Genomic DNA, 17466 nt, shown 5'->3' with positions numbered 1-17466 from the left:
GTTTCCCCATGTGAGAGTAGGTCATCGTCAAGATTAAATTCCGAAACCCCTATCTGCGTATGCAGGTAGGGGTTTTGTTTTGTCCGCAGGAAAGTTCGTACAGCATTACCGGACGGCTCCCGGCTGTCACAGTCTCCCGACAATGCTAAGGTTCGGCCCTAGCTTTTGTATTTTCCCAAGGAAGCCTTTATGCCGGACGCGACGTCCCTCAGTGCTGGTTTTATGGTGGTTCACGGCAACCGCCTGGACGAGTTGCGCAGCCTGGTGGTCAGCTGGATGCGGCGTTACCCCTTGGCACCCTTGGAAAATGAAATTGCCCTGGTACAGAGTAACGGCATCGCCCAATGGCTGAAGCTGGCACTGGCTGAAGACCCTGAAGACGATGACATGGGCGGCTGCGGAATCGCAGCAGCCATCGACGTGCAGTTACCGGGTAGCTTTATGTGGCAGCTCTATCGCATGGTGCTTGGTCGTGACGAAATTCCGGTCAAATCCCTGCTTGATAAAGCTCCCTTGACCTGGCGTCTGATGCGTCTGCTTCCGCAGTTGATCAATCAACCGCACTTCGAACCGCTGCAGCGCTTCCTTACGAATGACACAGATTTACGTAAACGCTATCAATTGGCGGAGCGATTGGCAGACCTGTTCGACCAATATCAGGTGTACAGGGCCGATTGGCTTGAAGACTGGGCCGAAGGTCGCCATCAATTACGAAATGGCAGAGGCGAAACCAAGCCTCTGACCCCGGCTAACTGCTGGCAGGCAGAGTTGTGGCGTGCGCTGTTGCTGGATGTGGGTGAACAAGGCATGGCGCAAAGCCGAGCCGGCGTCCATCAACGGTTTATCGAGCGCATCAACAGCCTCGACGTCGCCCCCAGCGGATTACCTTCCCGGGTGATCGTTTTCGGGATTTCTTCACTGCCCGCTCAAGCCCTGGAAGCACTGGCGGGACTGGCCCGGTTCAGCCAGGTTCTGCTCTGCGTGCATAACCCGTGTCGTCACCATTGGGCGGACATCGTCGCCGATAAAGACCTGTTGCGGCACCAGTACAAGCGTCAGGCTCGCAAGAGCGGAATGCCGGTTGTGCTCGACCCGCAAACCCTTCACCAGCATGCCCATCCACTACTGGCGGCATGGGGCAAGCAGGGGCGGGACTATATCAATCTGCTCGACAGCTACGACGATCCCAACAGCTATCGCTCGGCATTCCGCGATGGTCGTATCGATCTGTTCAGCGATAGCCAGCCGCAGAACATGCTCAATCAATTGCAGGACGACATTCTTGAATTGCGTCCCTTGAACGAGACTCGCGAGCGCTGGCCGGCTGTCGATCCGGCAAACGACGAATCGATCCGTTTTCACATTGCCCATAGCGCTCAGCGCGAAGTGGAGATCCTCCACGATCAATTGCTCGCACGCTTCAGTGCTGATCCGGACTTAAGGCCGCGCGATGTGATCGTGATGGTCCCGGACATCGACAGCTACGCACCGCATATTCGTGCGGTTTTTGCTCAGCTTGAACGCCACGACCCGCGTTTCATTCCCTTCACGCTCGCCGATCAAGGCCAGCGTGGCCGTGATCCGCTACTGATTGCTATCGAGCATCTGCTCAAACTGCCCGATAGCCGTTTCCCCGTGAGCGAGATCCTTGATTTGCTGGATGTTCCTGCACTGCGCGCTCGCTTCGGTGTAGAGGAACGTGATCTGCCGACCCTGCACCGTTGGATCGAAGGCGCAGGCATCCGCTGGGGCATGAATGCCGAGCAGCGCGCGGGTCTTGGTCTGCCGCAGGAGCTGGAACAAAACAGTTGGCGTTTCGGCCTGCGACGGATGTTGCTCGGTTATGCCGTGGGCAGTGCCAGTGCCTGCGAGGGTATCGAACCCTACGACGAGATCGGAGGTCTGGATGCCGCGCTCATTGGGCCTTTGGTCGCGTTGCTGGACGCATTAGAGATTGCCCACCAGGAGCTCACTCAGCCCGCAGCTCCAAAACAATGGGGCTTTCGATTGCACGCACTGGTTCAGTTATTTTTCCTGGCCAGTAACGAGCATGACGACTACGTGTTGGTCCAACTCGAAGAGCTGCGTGAAACCTGGCTTGAGACCTGCGAGTCAGTTGGCTTGCATGATGAACTGCCGTTGACCGTGGTCCGAGAAGCCTGGCTTGCCGGCCTCGACCAAGGCCGCCTGTCCCAGCGTTTTCTGGCCGGTGCGGTTAACTTCTGCACCTTGATGCCCATGCGCGCGATCCCGTTCAAACTGGTTTGCCTGCTGGGCATGAATGACGGGGACTATCCGCGTGCCCAACCGCCACTGGACTTCGACCTCATGGGCAGTGACTACCGCCCTGGCGATCGCTCCCGACGTGAAGATGACCGCTATCTGCTATTGGAAGCGCTGTTGTCGGCACGTGATCAACTCTATATCAGCTGGGTCGGTCGCAGCATTCGCGATAACAGTGAACGCCCAGCGTCGGTACTGATTGGCCAGTTGCGAGATCATCTGGCCAGCGGTTGGCGACTGCATGATGTCGACGAAAATCTGCTTGAGGCCATCACTCAGGAACACCCACTGCAACCGTTCAGCGCCCGCTACTTCCATGAAGGCGATGATTTGTTCAGCTACGCGAATGAATGGCAGGTACTGCATCAAACCAGTGAGCCGTCGACTGATATCGAGGTCCTTGATCCCTACATTCAGGAAGAGCCGCTGAGTCTCGGTCAACTGCAGGACTTCCTGCGTAATCCTGTGCGACATTTCTTCAGTCAACGACTGAAGGTGTACTTCGAAGCGGCTGAAGTGCCCTTGGCGGATGAAGAGCCATTTGTACTCGATGCGTTGCAACGCTACAGCCTCAGCGACAGCTTGCTCGAAGCGGCGCTGGGACATCTGGATAGCACCGACCAGGTACTGGAAGCACAGGCTAAACGTCTGCAAAACAGTGGGCTTCTGCCCATGGCCGGATTCGGCGAATGCCTTCAGCGAGAGTTAATCGAACCGTTGCCGGATCTGTTGCAGCGTTACCAACAGCTTTTGTCGTTATGGCCAACACCGCTCACCAACGCTCTGCCAGTCAATCTGGAGTTGCAGGGTTTGCGTCTGGAAGGTTGGCTCAGCGGCCTGCATCAACGAGCGGACGGTGGTTTGCTATCAGTCACGACAATCCCCAACAGCATCGGCTCGATCAAGTCGCGCAAATGGCATCGGTTGACACGGCCATGGGTCAATCATCTGGTTGCCTGCGCCAGTGGTATGGCGATGACCACCGCGTTGGTGGCCAGCGACGACAGTCTTCAGCTCGGTCCGATGGAGGAGGATGCAGCCTTGCGGATTCTGGGCGACCTGTTAATGGCTTGGCAAACCGGCATGCGTCAACCACTGCCGATTGCGGTGAAGACCGGCTTCGCATGGCTTGGTCAAACGGATCCGGTCAAAGCCCAAGCCGCAGCCCGCAAGGCGTACGAAGGCGATGGCCTGACTACCGATGGTGAGCGTCGGGAAAGCCCGGCACTCGCACGGCAGTTCGCCGACTACGACACGCTTACCGCAGACGAAACGTTCCCGGATTGGTGCAACGCGTTGTACCGGCCGTTGCTTGAAGCGCCTTGGCGTTCATTGAACAGCGAGGAGGCGCGCTGATGACCACAAAACCTCTGGCCTTGGCATTTCCCCTGCGTGGCAGCCAACTGATCGAAGCGAGCGCCGGGACCGGCAAGACCTTCACCATTTCCGCGCTTTATCTGCGCCTGGTCCTTGGCCACGGCGCAGAGTCGAGCGGCTTCGGACGTGAACTGTTGCCGCCGCAAATCCTCGTTGTGACGTTCACCGATGCTGCAACCAAAGAATTGCGCGAACGTATCCGCACGCGTCTTGCTGAAGCAGCGCGATTTTTTCGCGATGAAACACCGGCGCCCGATAGCCTTATCGCGGAGCTTCGTAAGGAATACCTTCCCGAGCAGTGGTCCGGGTGCGCAAACCGCCTGGACATCGCCGCGCAGTGGATGGACGAGGCAGCCGTTTCAACCATCCACAGTTGGTGCCAGCGCATGTTGCGCGAACACGCGTTCGACAGTGGCAGCCTGTTTACACAATCCTTGGAAACCGATCACAGCGATTTGCTGGGCGAAGTCCTGCGCGATTACTGGCGCCTGTTTTGTTACCCGATGCAAGGCGATGCGCTGAACTGGGTGCGCGGAAATTGGGGCGGTCCAGCGGCTTTACTGTCGCGAGTACGTGGTTTGTTCGCCAGTGAGCGAGACAGCGTTGAAGGTAAAGAGCCTGCCGAGCTGATCACTGAGTGTCTGCAAGAGCGACGGGCCGCCTTGCTCGAACTCAAGATGCCCTGGCGCCAGTGGGCGGACGAATTGCTTGCCATCTGTCACCAGGGTGTTGCGAGCAAGAGCGTCGACGGTCGCAAGATGCAGGCGCGCTATTTCGAACCCTGGTTCGAAAAGATCAGAGCCTGGGCTGAAGACGAATCCCTTGAGCAACTGGATATCGGCACCGGATTCACGCGCCTGACTCCCGAAGGTATGGCTGAAGCCTGGAAGGGCGAAGTACCCCGTCATCCCGGGCTGGACGCCATGCCCGGCCTCAAGGCCAGTCTCGATGGATTGCCGACTCCTGATGCCGCCGTGCTGCAACACGCCGCCCAGTGGGTCGGTACACGGTTCGAGGAAGAAAAGCGTCGCCGTGCGGAGATGGGCTTCGATGACATGCTGCTGCGCCTCGATGCAGCGTTGCAGTCCGATGGCGGTGAGCGGCTGGCGACCCTGATTCGCGAGCAGTTTCCGGTGGCGTTGATCGACGAGTTCCAGGACACCGACCCGGTGCAGTACCGGATCTTCGAGAGCATCTATCGCATCGAAGACAACAATCCCGAATGCGGTCTGTTCCTGATTGGCGACCCCAAGCAAGCGATCTACGCGTTTCGCGGTGCCGACATCTACACCTACTTGCGCGCCCGTCAGGCCACCGCTGGCCGATTGCATACCCTGGGTACGAATTTCCGCTCCAGCCATGGCATGGTCAGTGCGGTCAACCATGTGTTCGAGCGTGCAGAGTCTCGCGAGTCGGGGCGAGGCGCGTTCCTGTTTCGTGAAAAGAACGGTGAGAACCCGGTACCGTTCCTGCCCGTCGAATCCCAAGGACGCAAAGAAGTTCTGCACATTGACGGCCAGGTCGTGCCCGCCCTGAACATCTGGCACTTGTCCGCCGATCAGCCGCTGTCCGGCGCGGTGTACCGACAACAACTCGCCGCCGCCTGCGCCAGTGAAATCACCGATTTGCTCAACGGCGGGCAACAAGGTCGTGCGGGTTTCATACAGGACGGCAAGGACTTCAGAGGGCTGCTGCCAGCGGATATCGCGATCCTGGTCCGCGACGGTAAAGAAGCCCAGGCTGTGCGTGGCGAACTCTCCGCCCGGGGCGTGCGCAGCGTCTATCTGTCGGACAAGGACTCGGTATTCGCCGCCCAGGAGGCCCACGATCTGCTGACCTGGCTCAAGGCCTGTGCCGAGCCGGATGTCGAGCGCCCGCTGCGGGCCGCATTGGCCTGCATCACGCTGAACCTGTCGCTGGCTGAACTGGAGCGGCTGAATCAGGATGAACTGGCGTGGGAAGCGCGGGTCATGCAGTTCCGCCATTACCGCGAGCTCTGGCGCAAGCAGGGCGTGTTGCCAATGCTGCGGCGATTGCTGCATGACTTCCAGCTGCCACAGACATTGATCACGCGCAGCGACGGCGAGCGGGTGTTGACCAATTTGCTGCACCTGTCCGAGTTGCTGCAACAGGCCGCCGCCGAACTCGATGGTGAGCAAGCGCTGATCCGTCATTTGTCCGAGCATCTGGCGTTGTCCGGTCAGGCCGGCGAAGAGCAGATCCTGCGGCTGGAGAGTGACGAACAACTGGTCAAAGTCGTGACCATTCACAAGTCCAAGGGGCTTGAGTATCCCTTGGTGTTCCTGCCATTCATTTGCTCGGCGAAACCGGTGGATGGCAGCCGTCTGCCGTTGCATTACCACGACGCCACGGGCAAGGCCCAAGTGACCTTGAAGCCGACGGCCGAGTTGATAGTTCAGGCGGATGATGAGCGTCTTGCCGAGGATCTGCGCTTGCTTTACGTGGCCCTGACCCGGGCGCAACACGCCTGCTGGCTCGGAGTGACTGATCTCAAACGCGGTAATAACAACAGCTCGGTGCTGCACCTGTCAGCATTGGGTTATCTGCTGGGCGGCGGAGCACCATTGGCCGAGTCGGCAGGTTTGAAGCGGTGGCTGGAAGACCTGCAGCAGGATTGTGCAGCGCTGAACTACGGTGAAATGCCTGAAGCGACCGTCGAGCACTACCATCCGCCGCACGACGATGCGACGTTGCTTGCTCCGCTGATACCCAAGCGCAAGGCCAGCGAAAACTGGTGGATTGCTTCCTACAGTGCCCTGCGCATTGGCGACAGCATGAGCGTGGGCACTGATGAAGCGCCGGAGAGCCCGCAGGCGCAAAAGCTATTCGACGACGAACGCCTCGATCCGCAAGCACCACGAGAAGTGGTGGCCGGTGGTGCTGATATCCATCGATTCCCTCGTGGGCCGAACCCCGGCACCTTTCTTCATGGTTTGCTCGAATGGGCCGGTGACGAAGGTTTTGCCGCCACGCCGCAAGCGGTGGAAGACGCCATTGCCCGTCGTTGCAATCGACGTGGCTGGGAGGGCTGGATAACTGCCCTGAGCGACTGGCTGCAGCACCTGCTTACGTCCCCGCTGCATATCGGTGGCGGGCAGCCCCCCGTGGTATTCGAGCAGCTCACCCAATACAGGGTCGAGATGGAGTTCTGGTTCGCCAGTCATAAGGTCGATGTGCTCAAGCTCGATGAACTGGTGCGTCAATACACCCACAACGGCGTGGCCCGGGTGGCTGCCGAGCCGGTGTTGCTCAATGGCATGTTCAAAGGCTTCATCGACCTGACGTTCGAGCACGACGGCCGCTATTACGTCGCCGACTACAAATCCAACTGGCTGGGCGTCGATGACGCGGCCTACACCGAGCAGGCCATGGAGCAGTCGATTCTTGACAACCGTTACGACCTGCAATACGTGCTGTACCTGTTGGCGCTGCATCGCCAGCTCAAGGCGCGACTTGCCGATTACGATTACGACCGGCATGTCGGTGGTGCGCTGTACCTGTTCCTGCGTGGTACGCGCGCGGCCAGCCAGGGCGTGTATTTCGCCCGGCCTCCAAGGGAGTTGATCGAGCGTCTGGACCGGCTGTTCCAGGGTAAGCCAGAACCCAAGGCCGAACCCGCCTGGGAACAGGGAGTTTTGCTATGAGTCGCACTTTCGCTGATTTGCTGCCCACTTCGTTGACCGCCGAAAGCCTGGCGGATCTGGCGCCGTTGAGTCGCGCCGATGATCTGCTGCTATTGCTGACACGCTGGGTCGAGCGCGGCTGGTTGCGAGCGCTGGACAAAGCCTTCGTCGCTTTTCTTCACGAACTGGCTCCCGGCGACGATCCGCTGGTGCTGCTGGCCGCCGCGTTGGCCAGTCATCAGCTGGGCCACGGTCATGTGTGCCTGGACTTGTTCGAGACGCTCAAGGAACCGGACTTCGCCCTGTCGCTGCCACCGGAAGGTGATGTGCAAAGTGGCGCGATGTTGTTGCCGTCGCAATTGCTTGAGGCGCTGGACGGTGCCCATTGGTGCAAGGTCCTGGCCTCCAGCAGTCTGGTCGCATTGGCGGTCGATGGTCGCGAGGCGGCGCAGCATCGGCCATTGGTGTTATCGGGCAAACGCCTGTACTTGCGTCGCTACTGGGCTTACGAACGGCGTATCGACAACTCGCTGCGCCAACGCCTGGTGGAACACGAAACCACGCCGGATGATTTGTCCCAACGGCTCACCAGCTTGTTCGGCTCAGCCAGGCCCGGCGAAGTGATTGACTGGCAGAAACTCGCCTGTGCCCTCGCAACCCGCAGCGCATTCAGCATCGTTACCGGTGGCCCGGGGACCGGCAAGACGACGACGGTCGTGCGTTTGCTGGCGTTGCTCCAGGCGCCGGCAGTGGAGGCGGGCAAGCCGTTGCGTATTCGTCTCGCGGCACCCACCGGCAAGGCTGCAGCCCGACTAACGGAGTCCATCAGTCAGCAGGTCAGAACCCTGGAAGTCGATGAAACCGTACGAGTGAAGATCCCGTCAGACGTCACCACCGTGCACCGTCTGCTCGGCAGTCGTCCCGGTACTCGACATTTCCGTCACCACGCCGGTAATCGCTTGCCGCTGGATGTCCTGGTGGTGGACGAAGCCTCGATGATCGATCTGGAAATGATGGCCAACCTGCTCGACGCGTTGCCGGCCCATGCCCGTCTGGTGCTGCTCGGTGACAAGGATCAGCTGGCATCGGTGGAGGCCGGCGCCGTTCTGGGTGACCTGTGCCGCGACGCCGAGGCTGGTTGGTACAACCCACAGACTCGCCTGTGGCTGCAAGCGGTCAGCGGTGAAAACCTGGATGCCAGCGGTTTGCAGGAAGACACCCAAGGGACTCATCCACTGGCCCAGCAAGTGGTGATGCTGCGTCATTCACGCCGGTTCGGCGAGGGCAGCGGCATCGGCCAACTGGCTCGTTGGGTCAACCAGCAGCAACCCGAGGAAGCTCGGAAGTTGTTGGCAGCGCGAAGCCATGACGACGTGTTTTCCCTGTCCCTCAAGGGGGAGCAAGACCGGGCGCTGGAACGCTTGCTGCTTGAGGGGCATGGCGATGGGCCGCAGGGGTATCGCCATTACCTGAGTCTCCTGCGCAGCCTGCGACCACCGCTCGACAGCACGCTTGATGATCCCTGCTGGACCGATTGGGCTCGCCAGGTACTGCAAGCCTTCGACGCCTTCCAATTGTTGTGCGCCGTACGCAAAGGGCCGTGGGGCGTTGAAGGTTTAAATCAACGCGTGACCGCCGCGCTGCTCAAGGCTCGGCTGATCGACAGCGACCAGCAGTGGTACGAAGGCCGACCGGTGCTGATGACCCGCAACGACTATGGTCTGGGTTTGATGAACGGCGACATCGGCATTGCCCTCAAGCTGCCGGAGCGCGAGGGGCCAGAGGTTGGGAAGCAGGTGTTGCGTGTGGCGTTCCCGCGTAATGATGGGCAGGGCGGCGTGCGGTTTGTTCTGCCAAGCCGTCTCAATGATGTCGAAACGGTGTACGCCATGACAGTGCACAAATCCCAGGGCTCGGAATTTGCCCATACGGCGTTGATTCTGCCGGATGCCCTGAACCCTGTACTCACCAAGGAATTGATTTATACAGGGATTACCCGGGCCAAAAACTGGTTCACCTTGATCGAACCTCGCTCCGGCGTATTCGAAGAGGCGGTGCGGCGCAAGGTCAAGCGCTTGAGCGGGTTGATGCTGGAATTGGATGAGGTGAGCGCCAACTAATCGGCGAACACCATCTCCCGACTTTCACCCATCAACAGACCCTGATTCTGCTCGGTGATCGCGCGGATGTAGTCCCACAACAGGGTAATCCGCTTGAGCTTGCGCAGGTCCTCGCGGCAGTACATCCAGAACTTCAAGGAATACAGGTTAACCCAATGAATACGGGGGCTAACCGCCATGAGTATCCTTGAAGTTCGATCTGCTGTTACAAACACCGTTACAAACCTCGCTGTTCCCGTGAAGCCGACAACCAGGCTCGCCAAGCCGTATCACTTCAGGCGTAACGGGATTTACTACATGCGTCTCAGGGCCACGGGCAGCACCACTGAGTTCGCTTCAGTTTCCCTCAAGACGAGCAACAGGCGGGACGCCTTGGACGCTTCAGAACAGCTTGCGGGGTTCGTCAGGGCGTTCCATTTGGATAACGCTGATGCTTCGTGGAGCAAGCTGAAAGAACATTTCCGTGTTGTCTCGGTGGAGCTGTTTGCGTCTGGACGTGATGGCGACATTACGCAGGTGTGGGGCGGATTGCATGATGGCTACTCGGGTTCTGTAGGTAGCTCTTCGCGATCCCTGAAGTCAGTAGCGGACGTTCCGGTATCGATATCTGTATTGGCCCCAGCGATGACCTTTGAGATTCTCTCGGGCCTCTACTTGGCTGACCGTGCACAGGACCAGAAGGCATCGACCCTGAAGGAAACCAAGATTTGCCACGGGACCATCTCTGCGGCTCTCGGTGAACTGGACATGCGGACGCACTCGCGGGCTGACCTCGTGGCTCTGCGTGATCGCCTTTTAGCTGGTCGCATGCCTTCAACGGTCAATAAGCTGCTCGTTAAGCTGTCAGCTGTTCTTGCGTGGTCAGTTGAAAATGGCCACATCCCCAAGTCTTACGACAAGAAGCTGAAGCTTACAAAGGGCCTTGAGTCGAGTCGTAGGGCGTTTACCCAGGATCAGGTAGGCAAGCTGGTGGCTTACTCCAATACGCTGCCTGAGACTTCGTGGAAGCGCTGGCTTCTGAGTCTCGGGGCTATCACCGGTGGGCGCCTGAACGAAATATCCCAGTTGACCACGAGTGACGTCTTGACCCTGGAGGCGGGAATCGTTGCGATCCACATCAACGAGGCGGGGGAGGGCAAGTCAATCAAGAACAAGCGTAGTGAACGATTGGTGCCGTTGACTGACGGTGCTTATGGGTTCGACCTTGCAGCGTTCTTACGGTACGTCGAAGCGTGCAGGCTCAGTGGGTCGGATTCATTAGCCCAGATTGGCTACAAGACAGCGGGGGAGTGGGCGAACCAACAAGCAATCCCTGCGGCCCTTGGTGATTCATTCGGTCCCGGCTTGGTGTTCCATTCCATGCGACACTCGCTGGCGTCTTTGATGCAGGCCAAGGGAGTTCCTACGGCTTACGCACAGGCCGTGATGGGGCATGCGTCGGGCACGATAACTTTTGATGTCTACGGTTCAGGGGTGCCCGTTGCGACCATCGCGGAGATGCTTACGGAATTGTTCGTTGGCGTTAATCAGTGATGGTTTGCTGGGGACTATTCTGACGCCTCCCTACCTGTCGACCCCGACCTGACACAGAATGCCCTCACCAACAGGGCATCCCGTGCATCCGCATCGATATAGTCGTGAAGGACAACCTCAGGAACGCCAGCCGACTCATGCTGCCCTTGCCCCCGGCCTTGATCGACTTGGGGTTGTTGCTCCACGTCGAGTCAGTCAGAAGCACCGGAGCAGATCGCCTGTTTCCTGAACTGGAAGCTGTGCGGGGGAAGCTTGGTCACGCACCGTCGAAGTGGTTCGGTCGGTACAAAACCAAGCAAGACATCTCCGACCCGAGAAAGGCTTTCCACAGTTTCCGCCACACGCTCATTGGCGACCTGCGGGGTGCCGGGGTGCAGGACTCGCTGATCAAACGGATTGCCGGGCACGAAGACGGTGCAGTGACCTTCAGCATCTACGGCAGTCGCAGCCCGTTAAAGGCCATGACGGAAGCACTGAAGCAAATCCCCATATAAAGGAAAGATCGCCACGCCGGACCAAGAAAATAGCGTTTGTTGACCGCGGAAGTTGGTGGCTTATCGCTATCGAAGTGTACTGCTAGTTGGAGTACGGCGAACTTTCGCGAAAAAACTGTTGACACCAAACTTCGCCCTGCTAACATTCGCCCAACGAGAACGAAGACAGAAAAATAGCCCACAAGAACCTGGGACAGTACAGAGCCAAGAATATTTTCGCGTAAGGCTATTGACTTCCGCGAGTAACTCGCTAAGATTCGCAGCACGCCCCGCCAAGATGTAACAGGTCCATTGGACAAGTAAGAACACAACTCTCTGCCGAGCTCGGAAATTACCGGGAACTGCACAGGGTTTTTGTCGTGTCCGGGATTTAGCAAATTCCAGACTTCCTAGCCCTAGTTTAAATTGTACGAGTAACCGCCATGCCATAATTGCAAAATAAATTCGCCCCGTGAAACACCCTTAACCAAGAATGGAGAGCAACGAATGACATAAGAGAATCGCCCTCGCATACATGGCTGAGCATAGAGCCATTAAAGCACTTCGATTCCAAACCCTACTAATACAACGGACTCTAAGTTTCCGTGACAGCCTCCTGCTGCTCGGAAAAACCCGAACAACAAACTATAGGACTGAACTATGACCTAGCGCCAACCTGAACACGCACTGACCTCGCCCAGTACTGAAATAATGCGCGAGACAATCTTTACCATCGCCCGCATTAAACGCTACTAAGTTGTAGCGACGGGCAGCTACACCCTAATTTTGAGAGTTACCAATTATATGAAAATGCAAGACGCGTACACCAACGCTGCACACAACCAAACCGCTAGCGCTGTCATCATGGCTAACGGAAAACCCTTCGCCTATCAGTTTCCGGGAGCCTCTGTGGATTACAGCGGTATCACAGGTGCCCCTCTCACGATGAGTAGCCTGGAGATTGCGAAGTTGACTGAGAAGAAGCATGCGGACGTGCTGCGTGACATCCGGAAAATGCTAACCAGCTTGGGAGTAGGCAGCAAGTTTGCTGGCTATTACACAGCCGAGAATGGCAAACGTAACCCGTGTTTCAAGCTCCCCCGCCGCGAGGTGGAAATCCTACTAACTGGATACAGTGCTACTCTGCGGGCCAAAGTTATTGATCGCTGGCACGAACTGGAATGTCAGATGAAGACGCCAATGCAAGCCCTAAGTGACGTGCCGACCCTTCAACACTTGCTTCTAGGTTATACAGAGCGCGTGCTTACGCTGGAGCAGCAGGTCAAGGACAACGCGCCGAAGGTCGAGTTTTATAAAGACATGGCAGATACGGCTCAGCTCTTCAGCGTGATGCAAGTTGCAAAAACGCTTGGAACAGGACAGAAGCGCCTGTTTGCCTATATGCGTGAGCACAAGATTCTAATGTCGAAGCGCTACAAGTTTAATGAGCCATATCAAGAGCACCAGGATGCGGGACGACTCCAGGTAAAATGGGGAAATTACAAGGATGAGGTGACTGGAGAAATTGAGTGCAAGGCCACTCCCTTCTTCACAGGAAAAGGAGTCATCTGGATCGAACAGTTCATTGCTAAGCACGGCCGAGATGGATTGTAAGAGACTCGTTCTGGCAAACAGCGTGAAACCCAAGTCTACCCTTAAGCCAAATGCCGGTACCTAACTGACACAGCGCTAACGACATGGACGTAATTAGCCCAGGACGACCTTATGCACCGATCTGGACGAAATAGACCATAAAGATGGCTGGTGACTTCATGCCAGCCATCTTCTAGCGCTCGAAATGGCTACACCATTAATAAGAAATAAACTCGCCAATCACAACGCAACACATGTAGCGGCGGGCAACCATTACCTAAAAACCGCAATAGAAAGAGATAACCTATGAAATACCACACTAGCAGTCAAATCGTTAAACTTGAGGGCAGCCGACATCTAACTAACATCATTACAAGAGCGAGAAGTGCGACCCAATACACCATACCAATTACGAGCCCTATTGGTGAGATTTACGAGTATGGCGAACTAGTTAACATCCTGGCATGCGCAACAGAAGAGGATGAGGTGTATATCCGGCTCTCATCACCCGGTGGAAGCTTGGAAACTTGCGACTACCTATGCCGCCGGATGGATGAGTGTGAGGCAAAGATCACAGTCGAGATCGGCTTTACATGTGCCTCAGTCGCTTCAGCCATTGCCCTACAAGCCGATGACTGGGTGATATATGACAGTAGCACGATGATGATTCACTCATGCTCTTATGCCCCGGGTTACGGAAGAGAATCGGATATCCGTGCAAGTGTTGCATTTATGGAGCGGGTCAATTTTGAGTGGGTTGAGCGAAGTTACCAGGGATTTCTTATCGAGGATGAGTTGATTGACGTTCTAGACAACGGTAAGCATCTGTACTTATTTGCAGGCGACTTGCGTGAACGTTTGCCGCTGTACAATGAGTACCGCAAAGAATGTAAAGCAAGAGAAACCGAAGAAATACTGCAATATTGGAAAAACCAAGACGCAGCCTAACATACTAGCGTCGGCATTCGTTGACGCTCTATTTGCCCAGGAGGGCATTAGTAAAATATGAGTAAAGTTTTAAGTTTGTCTGACTACCAGACGAAAGAAGTTCTAATCGATGGCATCACCGTCAAGCGAGACGCCGAGGGCCGGTATTGTCTCAATGATGTCCAGAAAGCCGCAACGGTCGGCCATACCCCACGGACAGTGGAGCTGCATGAGTTCATGCGACGGCCTGAGACGATTAAGCTGGTGGAAAGTTTGGATAATACGGGAAATCCCCGCTTTAAATCATACATCACCAAGCGGGGTCGCACGGGCGGCACCTTCGTAGTGAAGGAACTGCTCTACGCCTATGCGATGTGGATCAGCCCTGAGTACCACCTAAAGGTAATCCGTGCCTACGACCGCATGGTTACTGACGGTGTGGCTGTCCACGAGAACGCCGCCCTAGATCTTCTGAATAACCCGCTGAAGTATGTCCAGGCGATTATTGGGCGGGCCCAGGCCCTAGTAGAAGAGAACGCTCGACTGGAGCAGAAAGTCGAGGCAGACGCACCGAAGGTGAATACTACGACGTAGTGAAGAACGCAGTGAGCTACCAGACGATCTTAGCTATCTCCCCCGCACCATTCTAGCCACACAGAAGTTACCTCGGTTGCTCAAGCCAATAGGCCGCTGAGCAGAGCGGGTTTCGTGTTGCCTGGAGAAAGGTAAAGGATGTGATTGGAATCATGCCACTCAGACTCAATCATTCTAACTTACGGGAAGTCCCCGATTTACGGATAAGCAACTTTTGAACACTAAAATCAAGGAGACATATATGCCCGCAACTGTAGTTGAACTAGCAAACCAAAATATTACTGCAATTCGTAGTGTGCAGGATCGATTCGTGATCGTACCTTCGACGGATAGCCGCCCAAAATTCCGCGACCTTCGAAACATGGGAGTTGCTCCACAAGGCAACCCGATGATGCTAGTCCAGGCTTACCGAGATGCTGGCGGAACTGGAGACATTACAGGGGAAGGTCTGCTCAACAAGCTGCCTATCGTATTCGCCGAGGACTTCCGCCCCGGTGACTACCGGCGAATCATGGAGTACGGCGGTAACAGACTGCTGAATTTATGGACCGGCCCAGATATCCGCCCGAGTGGTATGCCGGTGTCTACACGCGATGCAGCACCCTTTATTGAGTTCCTGCAACGCCTGTTCCCCATCCACGAAGAGCGGTACTACTTCCGGGATTGGCTAGCTCATGCAGTCCGCTATCCCGGCCAGCGAATCAACGCCACAGTCTTGCTGCGTTCAGAGCATGGGGTCGGCAAGGGCTTCTTGGCTGAAACACTGTTACCTGGTCTGCTAGGGAAGTCTAGCGTAGGAACAGTGGCCCTAGGAGACGTGGTTGGTAACTTCAATGATGCCCTTGTGGGCAAGACAATCATTCTGATTGACGAGGTTTACAAAAAACCCGAGTCGACGGTTAACGCCCTGAAATCCATCCAGGGGAGCAAGACGATCGTGTTGCGACGAAAGCATATCCCCGATACCACGGTGGATAACTTCCTGAACTTCATCATGTCGAGCAATGACCATTTCCCATTGCCGCTGGAGCAGGAGGACCGCCGCTTCTGGGTGCCTGCTTTCATCACGCACAAGGAGTCGAAGAAAGAAACCATGCTGTTCATCAATACTATTCTCAAACCTTGGCTTTTGGAGCAAGGCGGGATGCAGATTGTGCGGGACTTACTAGAGACAGTGGATTTGTCTGAGTTCCATCCGTGGGGTGATCCACCGATGACCGTCAGCAAACGGGAAATGATCGGTTTCTGCCCCAAGGAAAGGCTAGCCGAGTTCGTTGCTGATTACATTGAAGAACATCTTGTTGTGAAAGCCTTGGACATCGAAGCCCAATACCACACAGCGACCGGGGAAATCTTGGGCAACCGTGCCGTAGCTGAGAAGTTGTCCGAACTGGGATGCAAGGCGAAACGAACTACCGATGGAAGGATGTGGATCACTCCCAGGGGTTTGGTAGGCGATCTATCGGAATCATCCCCGCCCGCCGAGCTGCGAAGAGTCTACTCAAGCACAAGGGGGCCATGACGGGTATGACGGGTTCATGTCGGGTTGTAAAATAACCCGTCATGGCTGTACGCCCCACGCAGCAAGGGCTGTGGCGATGTCATGACGGGTATGACGGGTTGACGCTGCTTTCTTATAGTAAGGGATTCACCTAGCTGCATGAGTGGACACGCCTAACGCAAGATGGAATGGGCAAGCAACTCCAGTGCGTCCACCTAGAGATAAAGCACGCCTATACAGTTACATCGTGGCGTCTACGCCACGGCAAAATAATCCTGTGCCCGAGGCACCGATTATAACTCTATTCAGTTAAGGGGAGAGAGGGGGCAAGAAGCCCCTCCCCGCTCTTGATCCTGCTCTGAACCTTGCTGAGGTAACTTGTGGCCTGAGCCACGTTTAATCAATGCAAGAAGGTTAGCCGTGACTATGGTCACGCGGAATTAGTCTGTGCCTTCAGGCACGAGTTCCCCTTGCACAATTCAAAGCAAAAGCGGGAGGGGGCTCCCCCCCTTTCCTCCCTTGGAACTTATACAGTTATTAATCGTGCCCCGAGGCACAGGTAGGAGAAATGGAGGTTGCAGACTTCGAAGTCAGTTATCCGTGACTATCAGTCACCACATACCTGCACGGTTCAGATCAAAAGCGTGTGGGGTTTGTCTGCCCCTACCCCACTGTTTAGATGTCATGCCGCGAGGCATAGATAACCATTCTATTCAGAAGCGTGGAATGCCCCCCACTTGATCTTGATGATAACCATGCCGAACCGCAGAAGGAGCGTGAATGAACTCATTGGTATCGTGCAGGGTTATTCCATGGGTTAGCCGTAAAAGAAGCTCACCAAATGAGCTAGGGATAGCTCATTCAATGCGCCTTAGGGTGCAGGTAGCGAAGCATCGGAATGCAGCGAGAAGACAAGATGCTGTTAAGTAGCCCACCTGGATGGGCTAGGGTCAGCCCATCCCACACACGTTAACGTCCAGATGTGATCATTAATGTGCAGAGATGAGCTTGGGGCAGTTTTCGCCTAGTGAACATCCACCGCCGTTAAGCGGGTGTTTACTATCCTCATCAGCGTATCGAAGTCTGCGTGGATGAACGCTGAGTGGACAACGCAATCGAGGACACGGTGCCGCATCTCATCTTCATCAACTGAATCTACCCAGCCATTCTTGATGAGGCTTGAGATCGCACGTTCCACCCGTTCACTGCTGAGCGTAAGAAAATCAGGCAACAGCGACGTGTCAATCCTCACAGAACGGTTACGGTCCATTCGCACCAGCAGAAGCAGCATCACTGCGACTTTGTCCTCGTCCAGCGCTGTACAAGCCGCCATAGCCTCAAATGCATACCGTGGAACATGTACTGCTTGGCTACTGGGTAATTCTCGATCAGTCATCAGTCACTTCTCTACCATGGAGCCG

Annotated in this window: 9 protein-coding genes and 2 pseudogenes; 9 read left to right on the top strand and 2 right to left on the bottom strand. The window is 56.2% G+C overall.

Annotation, left to right across the window (positions count from 1 at the left end):
• Positions 1-189: 189 nt before the first annotated feature.
• Genes recC through recD form a run of 3 tightly spaced genes read left to right on the top strand, consistent with a single transcriptional unit; the run spans position 190 to position 9424 of the window.
• Entirely contained in the window at positions 190-3639 is a 3450-nt protein-coding gene (gene recC / locus QF010_RS28330; RefSeq protein WP_429534400.1) for an exodeoxyribonuclease V subunit gamma, read from the top strand.
• Complete coding sequence (gene recB / locus QF010_RS28325) at positions 3639-7325, top strand: exodeoxyribonuclease V subunit beta (RefSeq protein WP_429534399.1); 3687 nt, start codon at positions 3639-3641, stop codon at positions 7323-7325. The genes recC and recB overlap by 1 nt, the downstream gene beginning before the upstream one ends.
• Positions 7322-9424, top strand: coding sequence for an exodeoxyribonuclease V subunit alpha (gene recD, locus QF010_RS28320; RefSeq protein WP_429534398.1), 2103 nt, complete (start codon positions 7322-7324; stop codon positions 9422-9424). The genes recB and recD overlap by 4 nt, the downstream gene beginning before the upstream one ends.
• On the opposite strand, the pseudogene QF010_RS28315 reads toward recD, so the two are convergent.
• Positions 9421-9558: pseudogene (locus tag QF010_RS28315) on the bottom strand (LysR family transcriptional regulator); the annotation flags it as partial. The gene recD and the pseudogene QF010_RS28315 sit on opposite strands and share 4 nt — an antisense overlap.
• 43 nt (positions 9559-9601) lie before the next feature.
• Here QF010_RS28315 and QF010_RS28310 point away from each other — a divergent pair.
• From QF010_RS28310 to QF010_RS28285, 6 genes and pseudogenes are all read left to right on the top strand, one after another.
• Positions 9602-10957 carry a tyrosine-type recombinase/integrase gene (locus tag QF010_RS28310; RefSeq protein ID WP_429534397.1) on the top strand — a complete coding sequence of 452 codons (1356 nt, stop codon included), beginning with the start codon at positions 9602-9604 and terminating at the stop codon, positions 10955-10957.
• Positions 10958-11022: 65 nt separating this feature from the next.
• Positions 11023-11451, top strand: a pseudogene (locus tag QF010_RS28305) (site-specific integrase); the annotation flags it as partial.
• A 783-nt stretch (positions 11452-12234) separates the two neighbouring features.
• Positions 12235-13044 carry a phage antirepressor KilAC domain-containing protein gene (locus QF010_RS28300; RefSeq protein ID WP_429534396.1) on the top strand — a complete coding sequence of 270 codons (810 nt, stop codon included), beginning with the start codon at positions 12235-12237 and terminating at the stop codon, positions 13042-13044.
• A 285-nt stretch (positions 13045-13329) separates the two neighbouring features.
• On the top strand, positions 13330-13971 hold the full coding sequence (locus QF010_RS28295; RefSeq protein ID WP_429534395.1) for an ATP-dependent Clp protease proteolytic subunit: 642 nt from the start codon (positions 13330-13332) through the stop codon (positions 13969-13971).
• Between the two features lie 57 nt (positions 13972-14028).
• On the top strand, positions 14029-14544 hold the full coding sequence (locus QF010_RS28290; RefSeq protein WP_429534394.1) for a KilA-N domain-containing protein: 516 nt from the start codon (positions 14029-14031) through the stop codon (positions 14542-14544).
• A 241-nt stretch (positions 14545-14785) separates the two neighbouring features.
• On the top strand, positions 14786-16066 hold the full coding sequence (locus QF010_RS28285; protein WP_429534393.1) for a primase-helicase family protein: 1281 nt from the start codon (positions 14786-14788) through the stop codon (positions 16064-16066).
• A gap of 1003 nt (positions 16067-17069) precedes the next feature.
• Here QF010_RS28285 and QF010_RS28280 read toward each other — a convergent pair.
• Complete coding sequence (locus QF010_RS28280; protein ID WP_429534392.1) at positions 17070-17441, bottom strand: hypothetical protein; 372 nt, start codon at positions 17439-17441, stop codon at positions 17070-17072.
• Positions 17442-17466 lie beyond the last annotated feature (25 nt).

The sequence above is a fragment of the Pseudomonas silensiensis genome, from assembly GCF_050434865.1.
Lineage (GTDB): Bacteria > Pseudomonadota > Gammaproteobacteria > Pseudomonadales > Pseudomonadaceae > Aquipseudomonas > Aquipseudomonas fluorescens_W.
The sequence above is the reverse complement of the archived record's forward strand: the minus strand, read 5'-3'. Positions and strand labels throughout refer to the sequence as shown.

Excerpts from the sequence above, each read along its gene's own strand:
- recC (WP_429534400.1), top strand. The coding sequence starts at position 190 with ATGCCGGACGCGACGTCCCTCAGTGCTGGTTTTATGGTGGTTCACGGC.
- recB (WP_429534399.1), top strand. The coding sequence starts at position 3,639 with ATGACCACAAAACCTCTGGCCTTGGCATTTCCCCTGCGTGGCAGCCAA.
- recD (WP_429534398.1), top strand. The coding sequence starts at position 7,322 with ATGAGTCGCACTTTCGCTGATTTGCTGCCCACTTCGTTGACCGCCGAA.
- QF010_RS28310 (WP_429534397.1), top strand. The coding sequence starts at position 9,602 with ATGAGTATCCTTGAAGTTCGATCTGCTGTTACAAACACCGTTACAAAC.
- QF010_RS28300 (WP_429534396.1), top strand. The coding sequence starts at position 12,235 with ATGAAAATGCAAGACGCGTACACCAACGCTGCACACAACCAAACCGCT.
- QF010_RS28295 (WP_429534395.1), top strand. The coding sequence starts at position 13,330 with ATGAAATACCACACTAGCAGTCAAATCGTTAAACTTGAGGGCAGCCGA.
- QF010_RS28290 (WP_429534394.1), top strand. The coding sequence starts at position 14,029 with ATGAGTAAAGTTTTAAGTTTGTCTGACTACCAGACGAAAGAAGTTCTA.
- QF010_RS28285 (WP_429534393.1), top strand. The coding sequence starts at position 14,786 with ATGCCCGCAACTGTAGTTGAACTAGCAAACCAAAATATTACTGCAATT.
- QF010_RS28280 (WP_429534392.1), bottom strand. The coding sequence starts at position 17,441 with ATGACTGATCGAGAATTACCCAGTAGCCAAGCAGTACATGTTCCACGG.